The organism is Streptomyces albipurpureus, assembly GCF_023701525.1.
Classification (GTDB): domain Bacteria; phylum Actinomycetota; class Actinomycetes; order Streptomycetales; family Streptomycetaceae; genus Streptomyces; species Streptomyces albipurpureus.
In genome coordinates this window covers 165,272-188,031 of the sequence record NZ_JAMQAW010000025.1, presented here as the reverse complement: position 1 = coordinate 188,031, position 22,760 = coordinate 165,272, and the positions used below count along the sequence as shown (strand labels likewise).

Sequence of the window (22,760 nt, the reverse complement as noted above, 5' to 3'; positions counted from 1 at the left end):
GCCGAGGCTCTCGCCTGAGTGAGCGGATTTGGTGGCATGAGCGAAATCGGTTCCGCCGCGCGGCGATCTGAGTCGCGGCCTCGCTGGGCGATCACGCTGGTGAGATCGCTCCCACGGCCCGCATCCTTGATATCGGCGATGTGCGTGCCGCGGTGGGGAGCCGATCGGTAGCCAATCCCCATCTGCGAGAGTTCTGCGAAAGTGATGGCCTCGTTCTCGCGACCCGGCAGCCGCCGCCCGATGCGCACTGCCGATCGGCTTTCCACGCCGGGCTGGAGCGGTGCGGAGACGACTGTTACGCCGAACCGAAAGGGGTGGGGGAGATGAGCAGGACCGTGCCTGTGTCCTTCGGGGACAGACTGTTCTGGGCCTATGACGTCGGACTCGGGGTCCTCTTCGCCGAAGCGGTCCGTATCGCGGAGAAATCCCCCGGGGAGTCCCGTCCGCCATGGTGGGGTGGGCTGGTGCGGCAGTTGCGCGTTCACGCCGTGGTGGGTGCGAGCCTCGCCGTAGCACTCGACGAGCTCAGCGTCGAAGAGCGAGGAGCGGTGCTTGGCTGGGTGGCGGATGCGGGTGCGGCCCTCACCGCACGCGGTGGAGTGAGCCTCGCGGAGGTGTCGCGGTGGAATGTCCTGGACGGGGAGTCCATTCATCTGCGGGGTGCTCGGCATGTCGCACCGGGCCCACTCGTCGAGTTGGGTCAGGCCATGTCCGACCTGGTGGACAACGCCCTGCCGCCCGCGCCTGAAGGTCGCTACTGGACCTTCGGGACGCCTGATGGGCGCGTTATCCAGGGAGGGTGACGGTCTGGGCCCCGCGCTGACCGGCGGCCCGGAAGCTCACCCCGCGGCTTTCGGGTGCCGGTGCGCGGGCGCAGTCCCCGCTCGCCCGGGCCGTTCGCCGGCGTCCTGACTGGTCCCCGCCCGTTCGATCGCGGGGGCAGTCGTTCTGGCGGCCCGCCGTGGGTCAGGCCAAAACCTATCTCGAACGTACATTCGGGTATTTGTCCAATATTGCCGTGGTATTGCGGCAGTATGGCAAAGTAGGGGCCAGGCTTCCCCGCTTGCTCCCGGGTCGTTACGTTGCAGTGGGCGATCTCCTGGGCCGCTCACCACTCGTCAGGGGAGGACACGCGGATGTACGAACCATCGCACGGTCAGCGTGACGCGCTCCTGCGCCGCGACCACCCCTGCGCGGCATCGCCCTTAACCGAGCGGTAGGCCGAGGGTGATATCAAGCCTCCGGTGTGTGGGGGCGGCCCCACCGCCAGCGTTCCTTCGCCCTCGCGAACCCTCCAGCGGGGGTGATTGCGCGCCGCGCGACCTCACACCCTCCTTCTTCGGCACACACCTCGCCCGTGGCACAGCCGGCCCCGCAGGGGTAGTCCACGGTCCCAGCCAGCGCTCGCGTGAACACCGACCACCACATCCGAAGGAAGAACCATGAGCCAGCCCATTGACTCGGTAGCCGCCGGTCACACACCCGACGACACCGCCTCCGTCCCCGGCCCGGGCTGGTCCTTCGAGACCAAGCAGGTGCACGCGGGGACCGCGCCCGACCCCACCACGGGTGCGCGGGCGGTGCCGATCTACCAGACGACATCCTTCGTCTTCCGGGACACCCAGCACGCGGCCGACCTCTTCTCGCTGGCTGAGCCCGGCAACATCTACACCCGTATCCACAACCCCACCCAGGACGCCCTGGAGCAGCGGGTGGCCGCCCTGGAGGGAGGCGTCGCCGCGGTGGCACTCGCCTCCGGGCAGGCCGCCGAAACCCTGGCGATCCTCACCCTGGCGAGCGCTGGGGACCACATCGTCTCCAGCACCTCCCTCTACGGGGGCACCTACAACCTCTTCCGGCACACGCTGCCCAGGTTCGGCATCGAGGTGTCCTTCGTCGATGACCCGGACGATCTTGACGCCTGGCGCGCCGCGATCCGCCCCAACACCAAGGCCCTCTTCGCCGAAACCCTCGGCAACCCTCGCGGAAACGTCCTGGACGTCCAGGGAGTCGCGGACACCGCGCACGCCGCCGGCGTCCCGCTGATCGTCGACAACACGGTCCCCACGCCCTATCTGCTGCGTCCCATCGAGCATGGCGCGGACATCGTCGTCCACTCGGCGACCAAGTTCCTCGGCGGTCATGGGACCACGCTCGGTGGGGTCGTCGTGGACGGCGGCACCTTTGACTTCGGCGCACACGCCGAGCGGTTCCCCGACTTCAACGAGCCGGACCCCAGCTACCACGGACTGCGGTACTGGCCCGCCCTCGGGCCGAGCGCCTTCGCCATCAAGCTCCGCGTACAGCTGCTGCGTGACATCGGGCCCGCCATCGCCCCCCACTCCGCGTTCCTCCTGCTCCAGGGCATCGAGACGCTCAGTCTGCGCATCGAGCGGCACTCCGCCAACGCCCAGGCGCTCGCCGAATGGCTGGAGCAGCGCGATGAGGTGGCGGCCGTGCACTACCCGGGACTGCCCAGCAATCGCTGGCACCAGGCGGCGCAGCGGTATCTGCCGCGTGGCGCGGGTGCTGTTCTCTCGTTCGAGCTGCGCGATGGCGTCGAGGCCGGCAAGCGGTTCGTCGACGCCGTGGAGCTCTTCAGCCACCTCGCCAACATCGGCGACGTCCGCAGCCTGATCATCCACCCTGCTTCCACCACGCACAGCCAGCTCGCCCCCGAGCAGCTCGCCGCCACGGGCACCTCGCCCGGGCTGGTCCGGCTCTCCGTCGGCGTCGAGAACATCGCCGACCTCAAGGCGGATCTCGAATCCGGATTCCGCGCGGCCAAGGGCGCCTCCTGAACCCCCAAGCCGACACCGTGCACCGGACCGCCCTCCTGCCGCCCGTGACCGGGGCCTGGCAGGAGGGCGCTCCGCCGGGCCGACGGCGATGGGCGCGGTTGGAGTCCCCCCTGCGACTGGAAGCCGGCGGCGAACTCCCCGGAGTACGTCTGGCCTACGAGACCTGGGGACAGCTGGCGGCTGACGGGTCCAACGCCGTCCTTGTCCTCCACGCTCTGACCGGAGACAGCCACGCCAGCGGCCCCGCCGAGCCCGGGCACTCCGCCGCCGGTTGGTGGGACGGCCTGATCGGCCCGGGTCGGGCCCTCGACACCGACCGCTGGTTCGTCGTCGCACCCAATGTGCTGGGCGGCTGCCAGGGCAGTACCGGACCGTCCTCGCTGCGCGATGACGGAAGCCGGTGGGGCGGCTCGTTCCCGTTTCTGACCCTGCGTGACCAGATGCGGGCCGAGGTCCGGCTGGCCGAGTTGCTCGGCGTCGACCGCTGGGCCCTGGTGATGGGCGGGTCCATGGGGGGGATGCGCGCGCTGGAATGGGCCGTCTCCGAGCCGGATCGCACCGCGTCGCTCCTCCTTCTCGCCTCCACGGCGGCGGCGAGCGCCGAGCAAATCGCCTGGGCCGACATCCAGCTCGGAGCCATTCGCTCCGACGCCAACTGGCGCGGTGGCGACTACTACGACGCCGCCCCCGGGCATGGGCCCCACCGGGGTTTGGGCCTGGCCCGCAGGCTCGCCCATGTCACCTACCGCAGTGAGAGCGAGCTCGACAGCAGATTCGGGCGCTCGGCCCAGGGAGCGGAGGACCCCTGGCGGGGCGGTCGATACCAGGTGCAGTCCTATCTTGAGCACCACGCCGACAAACTGATCCACCGGTTTGACGCGGGCAGCTATGTCGTTCTCACCGAGGCGATGAACAGCCATGACATCGGTCGAGGCCGTGGGGGCGTCGCCGCCGCCCTGAGCCGGGTGAAGGCCCGTACCCTGGTGGCCGGGGTCGACTCCGACCGGCTCTACCCCCTGGGGCAGCAACAGTTGCTCGCCGACCGCATCCCCGGTGCCGATCGTCTGCGGGTCATCGGGTCGCCCCATGGCCACGACGGGTTCCTCATCGAGATCGCACAGGTGGCCGCACTGGTGCGGGAGCTCACCGATAGCTGATCCAACGGTGGTGGGCCCGGTGACCGCGTACGTCTGACGAGCCGCCATACGGTCTCCGGGCCCGCCAACCATCGGTCAGGGGCTGAACGAGAGAAAGAGGAACGCGGCGAACAGCACCAGATGCACCCCGCCCTGGAGCAGCGTCGCCCGTCCGGGCACCACGGTCAGCGCACTGACCACCGCCGTGAGCACCAACAGGACCATATGGGTGGCGTCCACACCGAGCACCAGTGGCCCTTCGAGCCAGATCGACGCGAGGGCGATGGCCGGAATGGTGAGCCCGATGCTGGCGATGGCGGAGCCGTACGCCAGGTTGAGGCTGGTCTGCATCCGGCCCAAGCGGGCGGCTCGCACCGCGGCCAGGGTCTCCGGGGAGAGGACGAGCAGCGCGATCACCACTCCGACCACGGCCGTCGGCAGTCCCGCTGACTCCACACCGTCCTCGATCGCCGGCGAGACCAGTTTCGCGTTGCCGACGACGGCGACCAGGGCCACCAGCAGCAAGGCGGCACTCGACCACGTAGCACGGTCAGTGGGCAACGGGGCATGGTCATCCGGCTGGACAGCCTGCTCCTTGGACCGCACCGGTAGGAAGTACTCACGGTGCCGCACGGTCTGCACACCGACGAACAGGGCGTAGAGACAGAGGGACGCTCCGGCTGCGAAGGCCAGCTGGTCTCCGGTGAACTCCGGCCCTGGTTGACTCGTCGTAAACGCCGGCACCACCAGTGTCATGGTGGCCAGTGTGCAGACGGTGGCGAGCGCCCCACCCGAACCCTCGGCATTGAAGATCGCGACGCGGTTGCGCAACGTACCCATCAGCAGGGAGAACCCCACAATGCCATTGCAGGTGATCATGACGGCGGCGTAGACCGTGTCCCTGGCATAGGTGGACGCCTTGTCCCCGCCCCCCGCCATCAGGGTGACGATCAGGCCCACCTCGATGATGGTCACGGCGACGGCCAGCACCAGTGACCCAAAGGGCTCACCGACCCGATGCGCGACGACCTCGGCGTGGTGCACAGCCGCGAGGACCGCACCGACCAGACAGACCCCGATGATCGCCATGGCGACAGGGGGGAGCTCACGGCCCCACCCCAGGATGAGGGCGACAACCGCGACGGGCGGCACCCACGTCGTCCACTGCGATCCAAGCCGTGGCGCGCCGGTCTTCATAAGCCCCACGCTGCCAGTCCGAGCGTCGGGACGCGCGCAGTGCTGAGCCAACGGGGGTGCGGGCCGAACCCCTTGCTGACGGCCGAACAGGCGAACATCCGAGCGAAGAGGGTGCGCCTGGGTGTCCCTCCTTCGCACCTGACCCTCCCCAAGGGACGGCTCTCCGGGGTGAGTCGCGACCGACGCCGTCAACGGTCTGCTCCCGCCCGCACGCAGTCCCCCTGGCACGGGGCAGGCGAACGCTCTCGCAGCTGCGTTCAGCGGGACCCCGACGCGCTCCCCGGGCAACGGATGGACGGGCATAGCTCGGCGCCGCCGTACAAGCCCCACCAGGAGAGCCCCGCCAACCGTGCTATGCCCTCGCCGGTCGCGGTGACCGCACTCCGATGCGCGTCAGCACCTCGCGAGCCAGTTCCTCGCGGGGCCGTTCGCCGTCCAGGAAGATGGTGTCGCGGGGCAGGGTGTCCACCGCCGCCACACATCGATCGATCTGTTCCCTGCACCACTGGCGCACACCCTCGTCCCGCGCTGGATCGTGCGGCGTGACACTGCGAGCGTCGATTCGTTGCGCCAGAACCTCCGGGGACACCTTGAGGAAGAAATGGTGGATGTCCACCCCCGCTTCCTCCAAGGCGCCGAAGATCTCACCGAGGTACTGCGGATTGACCAACGTCATCGGAGCCAAGATCGGACGCTGGTACTCCGCCACCAGTCCCACCGCCATGCTGACCACCTGTCGGCGCCAGATGGGCAGGTCCTGGAAGTCCCCGCTCGGTACATCGACGATGTCACCCAGTACATAGCCGACTTGCTCAGGGTCGTACACCAAGGCCTCGGGCCAGTGTTGGTGCACTTCGCCGACCAGGGTGGTCTTCCCACTGCCGAAGGCGCCGTTCACCCAGACGATCACAGGCTCTCTCTCCCTCGCCGGACACCGGTACCCGATACGGTCCACACTACGGCCTCGCCGGGTGAGATCTGTGGGGTGCTCGGCCGCCGACTCGCTCCTCCTGCCCCGCCCCCGATCTGACCGGACTCGACCTGCCTCGCAGCGCTCCATGGCGAGCTCGGATGGGCGCCGGCAGCGGCGGGGGAACACCAGATCGACGAGTTCCACGAGGCGTTGCGCCCATGCCCACGACCGCGGGTCGCGGCTCTTCGCGATCCGCCTGGTGGCGGCGGAACCAGCGATGACCTGATGCGGGGTCGAGCCGTATCTGCGAGCTCTCCACAATCGATGGTCTTCTGGCCGATCCGCTCACGGTCCGCTCGCGGCCTGTGCGGGAGGACCACCGATGGCTAGGCTGGCCCGGAATCCATGCGGGAGGAGCACGGACGTGGCCGAGAGCACCACCACCACGCAGATGTTTTCGAGTTGGGAGAAGCCCGAGCTCGACCTCAGCAACGCCAACTGGCAGTCCGGTAGCCAGGGAACGGGAGATGTGCAGATCGCCTTTGTGGAGGGCTTTATCGCCATGCGGCACGGCGGCCGTCCCGAGAGCCCATCGCTGATCTTCACCCCGGCGGAGTGGCGGGCGTTCGTACTGAACGCCCGCGAGGGGGAGTTCGACCTCACCTAGCCTTCTCGGCCACGGTCGTACGGCCGCGTGCCTGTGTATCTCCCCACGGAGTACGACATAGCCGCGCGGCCTGACCATCGACGAGTGGACGCCGGTCGCCGCTGGGCGACGGCCGCACAGCCAGCTCAGGGAACCGCCACCGGGGCCATTGATCCCCGCCTGCCCTCCGAGGCTTCGCGTCTTCTGCGTCTGCCGTCCTGGAGGGGGAGGTCAGCTGCCTTGACTCGGTGTTCCGTAGGCCAGCCAGGGCGCGCCTGCTGCGGGGCTCGGGCGGGAAATCCCCGTGCGATACCGCCTAGTCGCGTGGTACTCACAGTGATGTGGACGATCTACTGACCGAGCGGCTGGTGCTCCACCCGATGAGCATCGCCGAGGCCGAACAACTGTTGACCGGCGAGCCGGACGGCGTCGTTCGCTGGGCAACCGGATACCCCACCGGCGGAGATCTGGTCGCGGCTCGCCGCTTCCTCGGCGTTTGCGCACGGATGGGTGACATCCAGCCGTTCGGCACCTATGAAATCCGTTGTCGTGACGACGGTTCGGCGATCGGGGGCCTGGGTTTCCATGAGCCCCCGGACCGAAATGGCAGGGTGACGATCGGCTTCGGCCTGACCCGGGCAGCGCGAGGCAGGGGTTATGCCTCAGAGGCGCTGCGTGCACTGGTGCTGTTCGCGCGAGAACATGGCGTCACCCGCGTGGACGGCGATGCCGATCGAGGCAATCTCGCATCGCGACATGTGATGGCCGCGGCCGGCATGAGCCTGATCGCGGAAGACGAGCGACTCGCCTACTTCAGCATCGCCTGGCCCGACGTGCCAGCCCCACGGACACCAGCGGCCAGCTCCGGCCCGCACCAAGCCCCACTCAAAGGAACCGGCAAGGCCCCCCAGCTGGTGGCGATGGAGCCACCGCTCCTCAATCTGCGATCGGGTAGCGCTTCCGTGGTGGTGAACGGCAAGATCAGCTCTTCTGGTCCGCAGGGTGTGGCCGCGGAGATCCTGCGCAGGTACGACGTCGATCTGACCCGTGCCCAACGTGGCAGAGGCTGGACCAATGCCACCTGGCTGACGGATGAACTGGCCATCCGCGTCGCACCGAAGCCGCAGCAGTCGGATCTACTCCGTGAGGCACGGCTCGTACGGCTTCTCCCCCCGGAGGTCGGCTGTCCCACGATCGTGGAGGCGGGCGTCCTGCACGGCCATGAGTGGGTGCTCACCCGTCGGCTGGCCGGAGAGAACCTGGAGGAGATCTGGCCATCACTGGATCACACTGCCAGGGCAGAGGCCATCGAGCAGATGTGGGAGCGAGCCCGTCACATCCATGGTGTCGACGTGGTCGCGGCCGCACCCCACACCCGCTCCCGCTCGCCGTTCTTTCCCGGGAGCGTCCAGGAGGCGAGGGCGACCCTCGACCGACTCATCGTGGCGAATGAGCTCACCACGGCCCAGGCCAGGGGGCTCAGCGAGGCATTGGACCGTTTCTGGGCGGCCCTGCCGGGGGTCCCCAAGGCCCTGAACCACGGTGACCTCTGCACTCCGAACACGCTCTGGCACAGCGGCCGTGTCATCGCACTGCTCGACTTCGAGTTCGCCGTCATCGCACCCATCGCGATCGATCTCAACGAGGTCGTCAAGACGGCCTTCGGACCGGGCGACCCGGCGGAACGCGCACCGCTTCAGGACGTGGTCCACCGCATTGCCGCCGCCTCGCTGGACGCCGCGGGTGGGCCCGATGTGCTCATCGGCTACTCGATCATGCTGGAGATGTGGCTGCTGGAGAACGAACTGGCCGCGGAAGCCCCCAACGCCACCGAACGCGCCGCGTCCGCCGCCATGCTCACGGCCTTTGCCACGGGGGACGGCGGGTACTTCGCACCACTGCTCGACGACATCCTCTAGCGGACAACGACATCTTCGGACCCCGGACGTCTCCGGACCCCGGCCGCCGCTGCACACTCCCGGGCTCACCGGTTGACCGTCGTACCAGAGCGTGATCGTTTGGTCGAGGCGATGCCGAAAGAACTGTCGCGAGTGGGAGAATAGGTGACCAACACCCATGGAGGCCCCATGGGGGGAGCATTGGTCCCACCCCGTCCGCGCCGAGTCACCCCGATCCCGTTCCAACCGGACAGCCGGTCTCCCGCGTTGGTGCCCGTGGACGAGCTCATCCCTGGGTACGGATGATCGCCGTGGGTCACCCCGCGCACCGCGGCATGGGGCCACCACGCGGTACGGGGCGACCGAAAACCCCTCCCCAGCAGCCCTTTTCGGAAAGGACAGGTTCCCAACCCCGCCTGCTGGCGTACGCTGAGGTCCCTCAAGGACAGCTGTCCCGGCGGCCCCCGAGCGATGCCGGGTGCGCGCCTTGTCATGGGGGTTTGTTTGCATGACGCGACGTGCCGGCGCGGCGAGGCGTCGACTCTTCGAGCGCGATGCGGAACTGGCCGCTGCCGATGAGGCGCTGGACGAACTCATCGGCGTCCCCCATCACGACGAAGGCCCCGGACACCCCCGTGGCGCCCTCCTCGCCTTCGCGGGACACGCCGGCCTCGGTAAGACGACCCTTCTCACCGAAGTGCGCCGCCGCGCCGCCGCCCAGGGATGCACCGTCCTCTCCGCGCGTGGCGGAGAACAAGAACAACAGGTCGCCTTCCATGTGGCCCGCCAACTCATACAACCGCAACTCGCCGGAGTACCCGAGGCCGTACTGCGCCTACGCCTCGGCAGCTGGTACGGCATCGTTGGACCGGCACTCGGTCTGTGCAGCGCGGAGGACGGCTCCCCACCCGACCCCCAAGGTCTGCGTGACGGCCTCGATTGGGTCCTCACCCACCTGGCCGTACAGCGCGCACCCCTCGTCCTCGTTCTCGACGACGCCCACTGGGCCGACCCCGAGTCACTCAGCTGGCTCGCATCCTTCGCGCCACGCGCCGAAGAGCTTCCCATGCTCCTGGTCGTCGCCTACCGCCCCGAGGAGCTGCCCGACCACGCCTACCAGTTCCGCCACCTTCCGGGCCGGGCCGGACAGCGGCCCATCGACCTCGAACCCCTCACCGCCACCGCCGTCGCGCGACTGGTACGGGAGTGGCTGGGCGTCTACGCCGATGACACGTTCTGCCGCGAATGCTGGGCGGTCACCGCGGGAAACCCCTTCGAGGCCATCGAGCTCATCGCCAAGGTGCGTGACCGCTCCATCGAACCCACCGCGGCCGGAGCTCCCCTCCTCCGCGACCTCGCCGCCGCGGTCAAAGGCAGCGGACTCATCGCCCGCCTGGAACGCCTGGGCCCCTCCACCACGCGCTTCGCCTGGGCTGGAGCCGTACTCGGTACCGAGATCCCGCCCGCGCTCGCGGCCTCCGTCGCCGGTCTCGGCACCGAAGCCGCCGCTGACGCGGCCGACCGATTGCGCGACGCCCGCATCCTCACCGGGACGGACACCCTGGAGTTCGTTCACCCGTTGATCGCCACCGCGGTCTACCGCGCCATACCCGACGGTGTCAGGGTGGCCCTACACGGCCAGGCCGCCTGGTCCGTCGTCGACGCAGGCCTCGGGCCCACAGCGGCTGCCCGACATCTACTGGAGACCCATCCCGAGGGCGACCCCTGGGTAGTCCAACAACTACGGGAGGCAGCCCGTGAGACGCTCCGCGCCGGGGCCCCCGAAGCCGCCCGTCGCCAACTCGCCCGCGCGCTGCGTGAACCCCCGCTACCCCAGGAACGCGCCGCCGTTCTCTACGAGCTGGGTTGCTCCTCCCTCCTGACCGAACCCGCCACCACCGTCAACCACCTCCGTGCCGCCCTCGACGAACCGATCGCGGACCCCGCACTGCGCCGAGGCATCGTGTACCGGCTTTCCCAGGTGCTCGCCCACTCCGACCGCATCGGCGAAGCCTCCCAGACCCTCGCCCGAGAGGCCCGGCTCACCAACGACCCACGCACCCGGCTGCGTATGAGGGCCGAGAAGTTCATGTGGGACGCCTTCCGCGCCGACGAGCCCGAGTCCCCCGCACGCTCCCGCCGCCTGGCGAAACTCGCCGATCGCCTCACCGGACGGGACCTCACCGAGCGGTACATCATCGGGCTGCGCGCCTGGGACGCCACACTGCGCGCCGAGCCCGACGCCCTCGCCCTCCACCATGCGGAACGCGCCCTGGAAGGCGGGCTGAGCTGGGCGGTGGAGGACCGCGGCTTCGAAGTACCCGCACTGGTCGCCCTCACCTTCGTCTTCGCCGACCGACCCAGCCGCGCCGAAGAACTGTTCGCCGCCGGCACCGCCGAGTTCGAACGCCAAGGCTGGCGGGGAGCCCATCTGTCCTTCGCCTACACACTGCATGGCTACATCCGCTACCGGCGTGGTCGCCTCGCCGAAGCCGAGGACCTGGCCCTGGCCGGGCTGCGCCTCGCCGAACGTGTCGGCCCCCGCACACCCGCCGAGTGGTACGCCGTGGGCACCCTGATCGAGGTGCTGCTCGCCCGCGGCCGTGTCGAAGAGGCCGCACAGGTCGCCCATGACCACCATTTCGCTGAACCCTTCCCGGCCGCCGTCACCTTCCCCGATTCCCAGACCGTGTACGGCCAGTTGCTTCTCGCACAGGGCCGCGCCAAAGACGCGGCCGTGGAACTAGCCGCGGTGGGCCGCCGTCTCGACGCGCGCGGTATGCGCAACCCCGCGTGGTGCCCCTGGCAGCTTCACCTAGCCCGTGCGGAGGCTCCCTTCGCGCCCGAGCGGGCCAAGGCCACCGCTCTGGACGCGGTGGAACGGGCGCGGCGGTACGGGGCCCCCTCCGGGATCGGTATGGCACTGCGGGTGGCCGCCGAGGTGTCGCCCGGCGACCGACTGGGGCTGCTGACGGAGTCGGTCGCCCAGCTCGAAAGCTCGCCAGCGGCATATGAACTGGCCAGGGCGCTGATAGCGCTGGGCACCCAGCTGCGTCGCTCAGGCCGCCCCAAGGCGGCCGCAGGCCATCTCTACCGGGGCTTGGAGGGTGCCGGTCAGTGCGGTGCCGACGCGCTCGCCGATACGGCCCGCGCGGAAATAGCCGCTGCTGGGTTACGCCCCCGGCAGCTGCATGTCATCGAGCCGGAGGGCCTCACCACCAGGGAGCGCACCGCGGCCGTGCTGACCGCCCAAGGTCGGGACGGGGCATCCGTGGCCTCGGAACTGCACCTCGATGAAGAAGCGGTACGCAGATTGCTCTCCGCCGTCTACCGCAAGGTGGGGACCTCGGCAGCAGGCCTCGCAGAAGCCATGGCAGCGATCCTGACTGATCCTCCGGCGGAGCCCCCTGGCGGTTAGTCCGAGGGCAGGCCGTCGTTTCGCCGCCCACCGGGCCAGCCCTCCGAGCCGCGGCGGGGTGCTGGCGAGCGCTTCCCCGGTGGTGCGGTGACCGGTGAGGAGAGGAGCTGCTCCGTGCTGCGGCACCCCGGATCGACCATCCCCCACCGGGGCTGCCCGGGAAAACCCAGCCCCGAGGGCCGACCGTCCGTCCGGCGATCCATGGGCCCGCCCCGGACAGGGCCCACCCGCCCCCTCTACGCGGACCGCCCACCGCCCACATCCGACACGTACCGCCGATCGATCGATCAGGCCCAACGCTCCGCGGACCCGGTGAACCCAGGCAGGCCACGATCACCATCCGTGCCGCCGGCCTGTCGCCCTGGGTCCTGTGCGGGTCTTCGGACACGTACCATGGCGCTATGTCCTTCCTCCGCCGCCGCAGCGCCGCCACACCCGCGGGCCCGGACTTCGACGTCCTGGCCATGGACCCGGGGGACTGGCCCGGCAATCTCGGCGCGGGGCTCCTTCCCGCACCGGACGGCACCTGCCAGGGTGTCTTTCTGCGGTACGACCTCTTCGGCGGACGCGGCCCCGCGATGATCATCGGAAATCTTCCGGAAGGCTCACCGGCCCGCGACCTCGAAGAAGGGCAGATCCCCTTCGAGGTCGCCCAGCTGCTGCTCGCCCTGGAGAACGACGAGCCGGTCGTCGTTGTGGACACCGAGGACGTTCCGGTGATGCAGGGCGACAACCTCCTCATCGTGCGCAAGATCAAGCTGTCCGAGAGCCGGATCTCCTGCGTCCAGTTCGATCGCAGCGACCAGGTACTGGTGACCATCGCCAGCTGGGATCGACCGATCACCGATGATCTCTACGCCTTGCTCAAGCCGCTACCCGCGGAGCTCTTCCAGCAGGGCTGAAGCGGACGAGGGTCATATGAGGGCCGTGCCGGGGAGGGATCTCCCCGGCACGGCCCTCCTCTCTTGGGCTAGCGAGCCAGCAGGGTGGCCACGCGCGCCGCCGTCGTACCCAGCCCGGTCGGACCGCCGAGCAGAGCGGTTCCCGCGCCCGAGTGCACGTCCTGCGGCCGGTAACGCGCCACCTTCTGGTGCCAGTTGAGGATTCCCGCGAGCCAGTCCTCGATCTCCCGCACATAGGCGTCGAGTGCGGCCCGGCCGGTGGTATCGAGCGCGAAGTCCTCGCAGAGCAAGGGGAGTTCATGCTCCTTCATATGCTGGATCTGCCGTAGCCGCCCATTCATCAGATCGTCCACGATCGCGACGGCTGATGGATAGTCACAGCCGAAGAACGTCTGGACCACCAGCACCGCGTTGTGCACTTCGCCCTCGACTTCGATCTCCTTCTGGTAGGAGAAGAGGTCATTGATCAGACAGGCGTAGTCCTGCGCCGCGTACTCAAGGGCCTGAACGGTGCCGCTGCGCAACAGCCCGGCCGGGAGCTGCCCTTCGTGCCGCAACTTCGACAGCAGCATGGTGAGGTCCGAGCCGAAGGTGAACCTGCGCATCTCCAGGTAGTCGACCGGATCGGGCACCCGGTGCTGTGCCTGGTTGTGCAGTTCCCAGAGCCAGCTTTCCAACATCGTTTCGATGGATCTACGCAACTGCTGCCGGGCGTCGATACTCATCGGCCCCGCAGTGCGCACCCAGAGGTCTGCCAGGGACCGCTCCATCGGACTCACGGCCAGGGCGGGGGCCGCTGATGGCTCCTCCACCGGCATACAGGTCAGCAGCCGGTCGTGGCACAGCTTCGCCCCCAGCAGATTGCGCGGGCGGCCGAACACCATGGGGTAGTAGTCATCGCCATACGTACCCCAGGTCAGCCATTGGGCACTGAGCTCCAGTTCCTCGGGCGTGGCATCGGGGTCCAACCCCGCCGAGCACAGCGCGAAGTCATACCCGCGCAGCATCGGGCCGTCCCAGATATCGCCGAGCAGCCCCATCCGTTCCGCCCATGCCACGGACTTGTCGCGCGCGTCCTCATGGTGTGGGCTGAGGGTCAGTGGGAACGGCAGCTGGAAGTCCGGTAGCAGCGACGGCCCGACCTGCTGATGGGGAACATGCGTCAGGGTACGCAGCCTGGCGATCGCCGGGCGGCCGAAGAGTGCCCTGATGTCCAGGGCCGAGGTGCCGAGAACACCGGAGAACGGCGACTGCGGCCCCACCGCACCCTTGTTCATATAGCGGCTGGAGCGCATATGCCACTCCTGGCCACCCGACTGCCAGTCCTGGAGCCCCTTGACGTAGGCGGCGATCGCAGCGCACTCCGCCGGGTTGAGCCCCTTCTCCAGGCAGAGGCCGGGAACTTCGGTGAGCGCGGTGTTCTCAAACTGCTGTAGGCGTGAGGTCAGCAGGTCGTTGACGGTCTCCGCGGCCTCCTGGGTCGTACAGTCCAGAAAGGTCTCCAGTACGAGGACGCCATTGCTGAGCTCGCCTTCGTCCTCCACCTCGCGCTGGTAGGAGAAGAGGTCGTTGCGTAGGTGTACCGCGTCGGCGAACGTGTCGGTCAGGACGCGTAGTTGACGGGAGCGGGCCACCGAGTCGGGGACTTCGGCGCCGGCCGCGTACTCAACCAGCCCTGCCGACCAGGGTGCGCCCCCGACCTTGCGGCGCATCTCGATGTACTCGACCGGGTTGGAGATTCGCCCTTCATTGATGTTGGACAGTTCCCACATCGACTCGTTCAGCAGGTTCCTGGTGGACTCGGTGAACCGTGCACGCCAGGCGGGGGACATTCCCGGCACGGTTCGCCGCCAGAGGTCGGCGAGACCTGCTTCGACCGGGTTGGTGGGCTCCGGCATGGGGTCGGACGGATCCATCGGCATAAAGGCCGGCAGCCGATCGAGGTAGGCCTTGCCGCCCTCACGGTCCTGGGTCCGCTTGAAGATCTCCAGGAAGTGGTCGTCGAAGAAGAAGACCCACACATACCAGTCGGTGACCAGGGACAGGGCCTCGGCGTCGCAGTCGGGGTGGGTGTAGGCGCACAGCAGGGCGTAGTCATGCGCTTCCAGATCGCTCTCCTCCCACACTCCCGACCCCTCCAGCATCCCCATGCCCCGCGCCCACTCCCGAGTGTGTACTCGGGCGGTTTCGACGTGGGCGTTCAGGCGAGCCGGGTAAGGCATGTAGAAGTCGGGCAGGACGAAGGGTTGTGCCATGCGTGCCGGGCCTTTCGATTGTTTCGGAGGATACGGCCCAGCCCTACCCCTAGCCCGTATGGCCCACGCACAACAACCTAATAGTCACATAAACTGACAATGTGTTCGATTGTTTGGGTCCCGGCTCCTCTGCATTGCCCGGGGGCCGACTACCGGAGGAACCCCACGCATCCGCTGCCTTCGCAACGGCGCTCCCGATGCCCGCACTGGATTCTGTCGTACAACTCCCCACCGGTTACCACCCGGTGGCCCACGGCGTCGTACACCCCCGTGTGGAGATACCCGCCGAACCTCCAACGGCACAGTGCGCCGCGCGCCCGGTGTGTCGGCACCGGGCACGCGGCGCAGTTCCCCCTCTGTGGTGACGGTCAGCGAGTGCCGACCGCGGCACGCACCGCCCTCCGGGCGAGTGCGCAGTCATCGTGCAGTCGCCGCAGCAGCAGGCGCTGCTCCTCGCCGGACGATGCGCCTCCCGGGCCTGCCGGGGACCCGCCGCCCGAGGGTCCCGACTCCCGCAGGGTGCGCTGTACCGCGGTCTCGTAGGTGCGGATCTCCCGGGTGAGTACCAGCATCAGATTGACCAGGAACGCATCGCGTGCCGCGGGGCCTCCCCGCTGCGCGAGCTGGCTGATGTGCCGGCGCGCGGCGGGTGCGTCCCCCAGTACCGACCAGAGAGTGGCCAGGTCATAGCCCGGCAGGTACCAGCCCGCGTGCTCCCAGTCGACGAGGACGGGTCCGGTGGGCGAGAGCAGGATGTTGGAGAGCAGCGCGTCACCGTGGCAGAACTGGCTCATGCTCTGCCGGTCGCCCGCGTACGCCAAACCGTGCAGCAGTTTGTGGAGATCACCCTGGTCGCGGTCGGTGAACATCCCGAGCTCGTGGTAGTGCGCGATGCGCGTGGTGTAGTCGAGCGGACGGTCGAACACATCCGCGGGTGGGCGCCAGTTGTTCAGTCGGGCGAGCGAGCTGAGAACCGCGCGGATGTCGGCACGCGGCGGAGCCTCGGCAGGGTGACGCACCAGAGCCGCGGGTCGGCCCGGCATCCGTTCGATCACCAGGGTGCAGTTCTCGGGGTCGGCGGCGATCAGCCGCGGGGCCCGGACCAACGGGCGTTGACGCACGAAGGCCCGGTAGACCGCTATCTCGTGCTGGAACCGCTCGGTCCAGACCGGTGAGTGGTCCAGGAGGCACTTGGCGACCGCGGTGGTGCGACCGGTCGTCCCGACGATCAGTACGGAGCGTCCGCTGCGACGCAGCACCTGGACCGGATTGAACTCCGGGCAGATCCGATGGACCGACGCCACCGCCATGCGCAGTTGCGCACCCTGGGGGCCTGACAGGTCGATTCTTCCGCTGAGGGGCTGGCCGGCCGCCGCGGCCGGCCGTCGCAACCGGGCTTGGGCGTGCGCGGGACTGGCATACGGTCCGGTGCCGACCGCGACCGTGGAGCGCTGCGGCCGGTGTGGGGCGGACACGGAGGACGATGCTGTGTACATGGGGTGACAGATCCCTTCGCGCGCCGACAGTCTGCAAGCGCTGCCCCGCCCGGCATCGGGCACATCCTGGGGAATGTGCCCGATGCCGGGCCGGGGTGGCGCGTTCCTACCTCACACCGGCGCGCGGGTGGCACACCATCTGGCGCACCCTGGCGAAACCCTGGCGAATAGTCGCCACGTACCTGACGGAGGGTTACTGTCAACACAGCCGAGAACCTGGGGGCTTGACGTGACCGGAGTACCCAACACCCGTCTGTGCGATCTGTTCGGCCTAGCCGGCTGGTCCAAGGGCGAACTCGCGAGACTCGTAAACCGGCAGGCGGCGGCCATGGGCCATCCCCAGCTGGCGACCGACACCTCTCGGGTGAGACGCTGGATAGACATGGGGGAAACCCCGCGTGATCCTGTGCCGCGGGTGCTGGCTGCCCTGTTCACCGAGCGTCTCGGCCGTGTCGTGACCATCGAGGATCTCGGCTTTGCACGGAACGGGCGAGCGGGTAGACGGAAGGACGCGCAGGGGTCGGACAACCCTGACGGTCTTCCCTGGGCGCCCGACCGGACGGCGGCGGTCCTCACCGAATTCACGGGAATGGACCTCATGCTCAACCGCCGCGGCTTGGTGGGCGCGGGCGCCGCGCTCGCCGCAGGAACAGCACTCAGCAGCGCTATGCACGATTGGCTGCACACCGACCTCGCACTCGCCCAGGACGTCCCCTACACCGAGAGCCTCCTCCACGCAGACCCCGCAGGCTACGACCGCTACGAGGCGGCCCCCATCGGGTCGCAGGAGATCACGGCACTGGAACGCTCCGTCGAAGTCTTCCGCGCCTGGGACGCCGCTCGCGGCGGCGGGCTCCAGCGCAAGGCCGTCGTGGGCCAGCTCAATGAAGTCGGCGGAATGCTCTCCTACCGTCACCCCGAACACCTCCAGCGGCGCCTGTGGGGCGTCGCCGCCAACCTCGCCGTCCTCGCCGGCTGGATGTCGCACGACGTCGGCCTTGAGCCCACCGCGCAGAAGTACTTCGTCATCGCCGCGCACGCGGCTCGCGAAGGGGGCGATCGCCCCCGTGCCGGCGAAGCGCTCTCCCGGGCTGCTCGGCAGATGGTCCACCTGGGCCGACCCGACGACGCCCTCGATCTGATGAAGCTCGCCAAGTCCGGCTCCGGCGAGGAGACACTGCCACGGACCCAGGCGATGCTCCACACCATCGAGGCTTGGGCGCAGGCGGCCAAGGGGCAGGGCCACGCCATGCGCCGCACCCTCGGTGAGGCGGAGGAGCTCTTCGTCTCCGACAAGAGCGATGTACCGCCGCCCAGTTGGATGCAGATGTTCGACGAGGCGGATCTCCATGGGATGGAAGCCCTGGCCTACCGGACCCTCGCCGAGCACGATCCCTCAGCGGCGACGATCGCCCAGAACCACGCCAAGAAGGCGCTGGAACTACGCGAAGGTGGTCGACAGCGGTCAAAGATCTTCGACTACATCTCGCTGGCCTCGGCCTGCTTCATCTCGGACGATCCCGAACAGGCCGATCGCTATGCCAGGCTCGCACTCGTCTCGATGGGGGAGACCTCATCGCACCGAACCTGGGACAGGCTGCGCGAGATGTATCGGCTCACCGGCCAGTACGCCGGCTACGGAACGATCGAGGACCTTCGGGAGGAGATCCGACTGGCCCTCCCCAACAGCCCTTCACCGAGGTCGAGGAGTGTCGAGATCTAACATCGTCACAGGCTGGAACGGCGCGGCTCGCATCGGGGTCCCAAAACGCGTCCGCCGCTAGGAACCGACCCTCGCGACCAGTACACAGGCGTCATCCGCGCGTTCGTCCGCGTGACATGCCTCGACCACGATCCGTACGCATTCCTGGGCGTCGCGGGCCTCGGTGAGGCGGGGCGCCAGGGCCAGCAGGAGATCGGTGCCGTCCTCTTCCTCCGCCGCGCTCCTGCGGGTGAGACCGTCGGTGCGCAGCACCAGCAGATCCCCGGGCCGAAGTGCTAGCTCGGCCTGTTCGTAACCGGCGTTGGAGGTAGCACCGAGCAGCACACCATCGGGTGGCGTCAGGGCACGCCCCGTTCCGTCGCGGAAGAGCAGCGGAGCGGGGTGTCCCGCCTGCGCCCAGGAGAGGGTGCGGGTCACCGGGTCGAACCGGCAGCACACGGCGCTGCCCAGCGCCGGTTGAACCGAAGTCTCCAGCAGTTGGTTGAGATGCCCCATGACCTGGCCCGGTTGGATGCCGGCCACGCCCAGACCCCGTAGCGCACCGAGCAGCATGGCCATCGTGGAGGTCGCGGTGACGCCGTGTCCGGTCAGATCGCCGACGCTGAACATCGAGGTGCCGGAGGGAAGCTGGAGGGCGTCATACCAGTTTCCCCCGATCAGAGCCCTGTTGATGGAGGGGAGGTAGTGTGCGGCGACATCCACCCCGGCGCTGCCGTCGAGCGGGAAGTGCAGGGAGCCACGCCACGGGGGGAGAACCGCCTCCTGCAGTTCAACTGCGAGCCGGTGCTCCGTCTGCTCGAAGTGCTGCCGGCGGTGGAGCGAATCACGGCTCTCCCGTACCGCCCGTTCGCTGCGGCGTAGCTCGCTGACGTCGCGGAACACCGCCCACATGGAAGCGGTCGAACCATCGGAGTCCAGCACGGGTTCGCCGGTCATATGGACGGTACGGACCCTGCCGTCGGCCCGGACCATACGGAATTCACCGTCGATGGGACGGCCATCGACCAGACAGGCGGTCACCAGCGCGGTCAGGAGGGACTGGTCCTCGGCGAAGACGATGGAGGGCAACTCATCCAGGGTCATCGGACCGCTCTTCGGGGCGCGCCCCACGATGCGGAAGAGTTCGTCCGACCAGCTCACCTCATCGGTGAGGAGATTCCACTCCGCACTGCCGATCCGGCTGAGGAGTGCGCCGGTCCGTCGGTCGCCGTCCTTCACATAGGCGTGGGAGGGCGCGTCGGCGCCGTCGGGGTTGTCGGTGCCGACAGTGTTGTTGAGGGGCGGCGGTAGCCCTTCCTTGAGCTGGCCCAGGTGGGAGCCGAGGTCGTCGAGTTGGTGAACTGCCAGATCACAGAGCGCGCGCTGCCATCTCCCCTGTGGATCGTCGATGTCCACTACCGAGTCTCGGCGGACGGCGTCCAGATCACCCCGCAGCCGGTGCGTCCGGGTGATCAAGGCGTCGACGGTGCCACGCTCTGGAGGCTGCGCGGCAGGACGGTCCGCGAACACATGGGACGGCATGTCGTACTCCGATACAGGCGTGGCCGGGGCCAGGTCTGAGACACGGTCTGAACAATGGACCGTTACGACTCTTGCACAGGGAGCGATGGCCCGTAAGGGATTTGGCAACACTCGATGCGATGGTGCCCCGGTCATATGCTGAAGCCAGGTCTGGACTCAGGGCGGTGTACTAGGGCTGGCCACCGCCTTCACCGTTTTACCGACTTTGCGGGGGTCGGGCAAGATGGATTCCAGCTGATTCAGGCGCGTTCCCAACGGTCAGAGCCTAGTCCCCGGAACATGTACCCGCCATGAGCAGCGACGGCGAGGAACCGCCCCGCCCGCCCCGGCGCCGCCACCGGCTTCCGTCGGGGCATATGCGTGACGCTGGCCACAGGCTCTCCCCTGTATGCGGCGCCCTGCGTGCTCAGCGGGACCGAGCCTCGTCAACCGTCTCCTCGGTGCGCAGGGACCCAGGGCGCAGACCAGACGCCCGGCGGCTCCGGGCGGTGCTCTCGAACGTCTTCAGAACATAAGTGGAGAGGGGAGCGGTGGTAGCGGCAGGTGGACCGGAATCGCTTGGACCTCATCGCGCGATGGCCATACCGAACGGCACGGGTCCCAGCGCCCGGACCAGATCGCCCACCATGAGCACGAAGGACTCGGGGCCCCGAGCCGTCCGGATGTCCCCGAGATCGATGATCCACTCCCGTGCCCAGCCCAACTCGCCCAGCAGTTCGGCGACCCTCCCCTTGGCGCGGGCCTCGTTGCCCGAGAGGAAGGCGCAAGGAGGGAAGGCCAGTTGCGAGGGATCGCCCATCAGCGACGCGTGCACCGTGTTGAGGGTCTTCACCACGTGGACGGCCGGCAGCGATAGTTGGAGCTGCTCGGCAAGGCTGCTGCCGGGGTAGATGGCCGCCGACGCGAATCCATGTGCGTCGATCTCGGTGGCGTTGGCGATATCGATCAGGACCTTGTCCGCGAGCGCCTTCGCAAGACCGGCGAGAACCTCCACCGAGACGGACCCCGGCAGAGCGTTGATGACCAGTTCCGCGGAACCGGCGGCCTCCCAGAGGCCGGTGGCGCGTACGGCGGAACCGGCTTCGGCGCGGATCGCGGTCCGCGGGTCACGCGAGCCCACCAGGACCTCATGCCCCGCCCGTCGCAGGGCGCCGGTGAGTGCTCGGGCCACCGTGCCGGAGCCCAGGATGGCGATCGTCGTCAAGGTCTCTCCCCGTTTGAATGCGGACCGTGCGGTTCCCAGGGACGCTAGGCGCTGCTGCCGTTGAATGGGCAGTACGCACTTCACCGTGGCCAACGCACACGAAGGGATGCCATGACGACGCGCACCGCCGCCCAACGACGTTCCGATGCCCGGATCGCCCATCAGGACCGGTTCGCCGCCTGTTCGACCAACCGCCTGCTTGAACGCCTGGGGGAGAAATGGGTCGCCCTGATCCTCAAGGAGCTGACCGAGGGCCCGCGGCGTTACGGCGAATTGGCTCAGTCGATCGCGGGGGCCAGCCAGAAGATGCTCACCGAGACACTGCGCCGCCTCGAACGCGATGGACTGCTCTCACGCACCCTCACCCCGAGTGTGCCGGTGAGGGTCGACTACGCCCTGACCCCGCTCGGGCGGAGCCTGCTACCCGTCCTCCGTGAGGTGACCCGCTGGGCCGAGCAGAACATGGCCGCGATCGATTCGGCTCGCACCGGCTACGACGACCAGCGAAGTCGCGCCTCCCACGACGACGAACAGAGAGGAACGGGGCCCCACGGCCGACGCGGCCAAGGCTGACACCACCGACCGACCCGGTGGCGTCCGAAGAACGATCCATCAGGCGTCCCTTCCGGTGCTCCGTTCAGTTGCCCAGCAGCCCGGGCGCCGGTCCACCGACCGGCCCACGGGCCGCCCCAGGTCAGGGAGAGAGCATGACCAGCGCCCCTCGATTCACCTTGGCGAGCATCGTGATCGACTGCCATGACGCTCAGGCACTCGCCGCGTTCTACGCCCAACTACTCGGTTGGCGGACGCGCTCCAGCGAACCCGGCTGGGTCCACCTACGGTCACCGGACGGCACCCTGGGCCTCTCCCTCCAGAGCGAAGCGGACTACCAGCCTCCATACTGGCCCGAGGAACCCGGAGCCCAGCAGAAGATGCTGCACCCGGACATTCAGGTCGACGATCTGGAGGCCGCCACCCGGCACGCGGTGTCGCTGGGAGCAACCGAAGCGGCGTGGCAGCCGCCGGGCGGTGACCTCACTGTCCTGCTTGACCCCGCAGGTCACCCCTTCTGTCTGTTTCTTCACAGGTGACCGGTGAATGCAATACTCGCTGAATGAGTTCACGTATGGCCCGCCGGGGGCGGGCGGCTCGGGGAGAAGGCGTACGGATCAGACGGGCGACCGCTCGGGATGCCAAGCGCCTCACCAACCTGGTGCGCCGCTCACGTGCGTATGAGGGCGGCTATGCGTCCATGGTCGCCCAGTACCGGGTGGGGCCCGACTACATCGAGGCTCATCCGGTCCATGTGGCCGTCGACGAAGACGACACCCTGCTCGGCTTCTACTCGTTGCTGCTGAGCCCGCCCGAACTCGATCTGATGTTCGTCGCGGACCGGGCGCAAGGCCTCGGCATCGGGCGCCGGTTGGTCAGCCATATGGTCGCTGAGGCACGCGGTGCGGGCATCGAAGCGGTACGGGTGGTCTCCCACCCGCCGGCCGAGGGCTTCTACCGCAGCGTCGGAGCGCGGCGCACGGGCACGGTCTTGGCCCAGCCCCCCGTGGTGAACTGGGACCGACCCGAACTTGTCTTCCCCATCCCCACGGCCGAATAGCGCGGTCCCCGCGGGCTCGGGGCCCTCCCGCCCGGAGC

17 protein-coding genes are annotated in these 22,760 nt (G+C 68.6%); 11 read left to right on the top strand and 6 right to left on the bottom strand.

Going from position 1 to position 22,760, the window contains the following annotated elements; genetic code table 11:
- Positions 1-323 precede the first annotated feature (323 nt).
- The 3 genes from NBG84_RS20310 (at position 324) to metX (ending at position 3,958) form a co-directional block, all read left to right on the top strand.
- Complete coding sequence (locus NBG84_RS20310) at positions 324-803, top strand: hypothetical protein (protein ID WP_250920948.1); 480 nt, start codon at positions 324-326, stop codon at positions 801-803.
- A 639-nt stretch (positions 804-1,442) separates the two neighbouring features.
- The gene (locus tag NBG84_RS20305; protein WP_250920947.1) at positions 1,443-2,801 is read left to right on the top strand and encodes a bifunctional o-acetylhomoserine/o-acetylserine sulfhydrylase; all 1,359 of its coding nucleotides are present in this window, start codon (positions 1,443-1,445) and stop codon (positions 2,799-2,801) included.
- Between the two features lie 17 nt (positions 2,802-2,818).
- On the top strand, positions 2,819-3,958 hold the full coding sequence (gene metX, locus NBG84_RS20300) for a homoserine O-acetyltransferase MetX (RefSeq protein ID WP_250920946.1): 1,140 nt from the start codon (positions 2,819-2,821) through the stop codon (positions 3,956-3,958).
- 75 nt (positions 3,959-4,033) lie between these two features.
- Here the strand turns inward: metX and NBG84_RS20295 are convergent, their stop codons facing one another.
- Both NBG84_RS20295 and NBG84_RS20290 read right to left on the bottom strand, forming a co-directional pair.
- On the bottom strand, positions 4,034-5,134 hold the full coding sequence (locus NBG84_RS20295) for a calcium:cation antiporter (protein WP_250920945.1): 1,101 nt from the start codon (positions 5,132-5,134) through the stop codon (positions 4,034-4,036).
- Positions 5,135-5,486: 352 nt separating this feature from the next.
- Positions 5,487-6,044 (bottom strand): AAA family ATPase, encoded by a 558-nt coding sequence (locus NBG84_RS20290; protein ID WP_250920944.1) that lies wholly within the window; start codon positions 6,042-6,044, stop codon positions 5,487-5,489.
- A gap of 454 nt (positions 6,045-6,498) precedes the next feature.
- Here NBG84_RS20290 and NBG84_RS20285 point away from each other — a divergent pair, with 454 nt between their 5' ends.
- The 4 genes from NBG84_RS20285 (at position 6,499) to NBG84_RS20265 (ending at position 12,911) form a co-directional block, all read left to right on the top strand.
- Entirely contained in the window at positions 6,499-6,714 is a 216-nt protein-coding gene (locus NBG84_RS20285; protein WP_285367241.1) for a DUF397 domain-containing protein, read from the top strand.
- A 320-nt stretch (positions 6,715-7,034) separates the two neighbouring features.
- Positions 7,035-8,612 (top strand): GNAT family N-acetyltransferase, encoded by a 1,578-nt coding sequence (locus NBG84_RS41165; protein ID WP_308312089.1) that lies wholly within the window; start codon positions 7,035-7,037, stop codon positions 8,610-8,612.
- A gap of 487 nt (positions 8,613-9,099) precedes the next feature.
- Positions 9,100-12,009: an ATP-binding protein gene (locus NBG84_RS20270; RefSeq protein WP_250920942.1), complete on the top strand. Its 2,910-nt coding sequence runs from the start codon at positions 9,100-9,102 to the stop codon at positions 12,007-12,009.
- A 401-nt stretch (positions 12,010-12,410) separates the two neighbouring features.
- Complete coding sequence (locus NBG84_RS20265; RefSeq protein WP_250920941.1) at positions 12,411-12,911, top strand: hypothetical protein; 501 nt, start codon at positions 12,411-12,413, stop codon at positions 12,909-12,911.
- Between the two features lie 68 nt (positions 12,912-12,979).
- Here NBG84_RS20265 and NBG84_RS20260 read toward each other — a convergent pair whose 3' ends face one another.
- A complete protein-coding gene (locus NBG84_RS20260; protein ID WP_250920940.1) occupies positions 12,980-15,166 on the bottom strand; it encodes a terpene synthase family protein in 2,187 nt (728 codons plus the stop codon).
- A 368-nt stretch (positions 15,167-15,534) separates the two neighbouring features.
- Entirely contained in the window at positions 15,535-16,662 is a 1,128-nt protein-coding gene (locus NBG84_RS20255; protein WP_250920939.1) for an aminoglycoside phosphotransferase family protein, read from the bottom strand.
- Positions 16,663-16,891: 229 nt separating this feature from the next.
- Here NBG84_RS20255 and NBG84_RS20250 point away from each other — a divergent pair, with 229 nt between their 5' ends.
- On the top strand, positions 16,892-18,385 hold the full coding sequence (locus tag NBG84_RS20250; protein WP_250920938.1) for a DNA-binding protein NsdB: 1,494 nt from the start codon (positions 16,892-16,894) through the stop codon (positions 18,383-18,385).
- Between the two features lie 57 nt (positions 18,386-18,442).
- On the opposite strand, the gene NBG84_RS20245 is transcribed toward NBG84_RS20250, so the two are convergent.
- Entirely contained in the window at positions 18,443-19,906 is a 1,464-nt protein-coding gene (locus NBG84_RS20245; RefSeq protein ID WP_250920937.1) for a PP2C family protein-serine/threonine phosphatase, read from the bottom strand.
- Positions 19,907-20,471: 565 nt separating this feature from the next.
- Positions 20,472-21,110, bottom strand: coding sequence for an NADPH-dependent F420 reductase (locus tag NBG84_RS20240; protein WP_250920936.1), 639 nt, complete (start codon positions 21,108-21,110; stop codon positions 20,472-20,474).
- 111 nt (positions 21,111-21,221) lie between these two features.
- On the opposite strand from NBG84_RS20240, the gene NBG84_RS20235 reads away from it, so the two are divergent.
- The 3 genes from NBG84_RS20235 (at position 21,222) to NBG84_RS20225 (ending at position 22,722) form a co-directional block, all read left to right on the top strand.
- Positions 21,222-21,683 carry a winged helix-turn-helix transcriptional regulator gene (locus tag NBG84_RS20235; protein ID WP_250920935.1) on the top strand — a complete coding sequence of 154 codons (462 nt, stop codon included), beginning with the start codon at positions 21,222-21,224 and terminating at the stop codon, positions 21,681-21,683.
- 134 nt (positions 21,684-21,817) lie between these two features.
- A complete protein-coding gene (locus NBG84_RS20230) occupies positions 21,818-22,201 on the top strand; it encodes a VOC family protein (protein ID WP_250920934.1) in 384 nt (127 codons plus the stop codon).
- Positions 22,202-22,224: 23 nt separating this feature from the next.
- Positions 22,225-22,722: a GNAT family N-acetyltransferase gene (locus tag NBG84_RS20225; RefSeq protein WP_250920933.1), complete on the top strand. Its 498-nt coding sequence runs from the start codon at positions 22,225-22,227 to the stop codon at positions 22,720-22,722.
- Positions 22,723-22,760: the final 38 nt, after the last annotated feature.

Excerpts from the sequence above, each read along its gene's own strand:
- NBG84_RS20310 (WP_250920948.1), top strand. The coding sequence starts at position 324 with ATGAGCAGGACCGTGCCTGTGTCCTTCGGGGACAGACTGTTCTGGGCC.
- NBG84_RS20305 (WP_250920947.1), top strand. The coding sequence starts at position 1,443 with ATGAGCCAGCCCATTGACTCGGTAGCCGCCGGTCACACACCCGACGAC.
- NBG84_RS20295 (WP_250920945.1), bottom strand. The coding sequence starts at position 5,134 with ATGAAGACCGGCGCGCCACGGCTTGGATCGCAGTGGACGACGTGGGTG.
- NBG84_RS20285 (WP_285367241.1), top strand. The coding sequence starts at position 6,499 with ATGTTTTCGAGTTGGGAGAAGCCCGAGCTCGACCTCAGCAACGCCAAC.
- NBG84_RS20270 (WP_250920942.1), top strand. The coding sequence starts at position 9,100 with ATGACGCGACGTGCCGGCGCGGCGAGGCGTCGACTCTTCGAGCGCGAT.
- NBG84_RS20265 (WP_250920941.1), top strand. The coding sequence starts at position 12,411 with ATGTCCTTCCTCCGCCGCCGCAGCGCCGCCACACCCGCGGGCCCGGAC.
- NBG84_RS20260 (WP_250920940.1), bottom strand. The coding sequence starts at position 15,166 with ATGGCACAACCCTTCGTCCTGCCCGACTTCTACATGCCTTACCCGGCT.
- NBG84_RS20255 (WP_250920939.1), bottom strand. The coding sequence starts at position 16,662 with ATGTACACAGCATCGTCCTCCGTGTCCGCCCCACACCGGCCGCAGCGC.
- NBG84_RS20245 (WP_250920937.1), bottom strand. The coding sequence starts at position 19,906 with ATGCCGTCCCATGTGTTCGCGGACCGTCCTGCCGCGCAGCCTCCAGAG.
- NBG84_RS20235 (WP_250920935.1), top strand. The coding sequence starts at position 21,222 with ATGACGACGCGCACCGCCGCCCAACGACGTTCCGATGCCCGGATCGCC.
- NBG84_RS20230 (WP_250920934.1), top strand. The coding sequence starts at position 21,818 with ATGACCAGCGCCCCTCGATTCACCTTGGCGAGCATCGTGATCGACTGC.
- NBG84_RS20225 (WP_250920933.1), top strand. The coding sequence starts at position 22,225 with ATGAGTTCACGTATGGCCCGCCGGGGGCGGGCGGCTCGGGGAGAAGGC.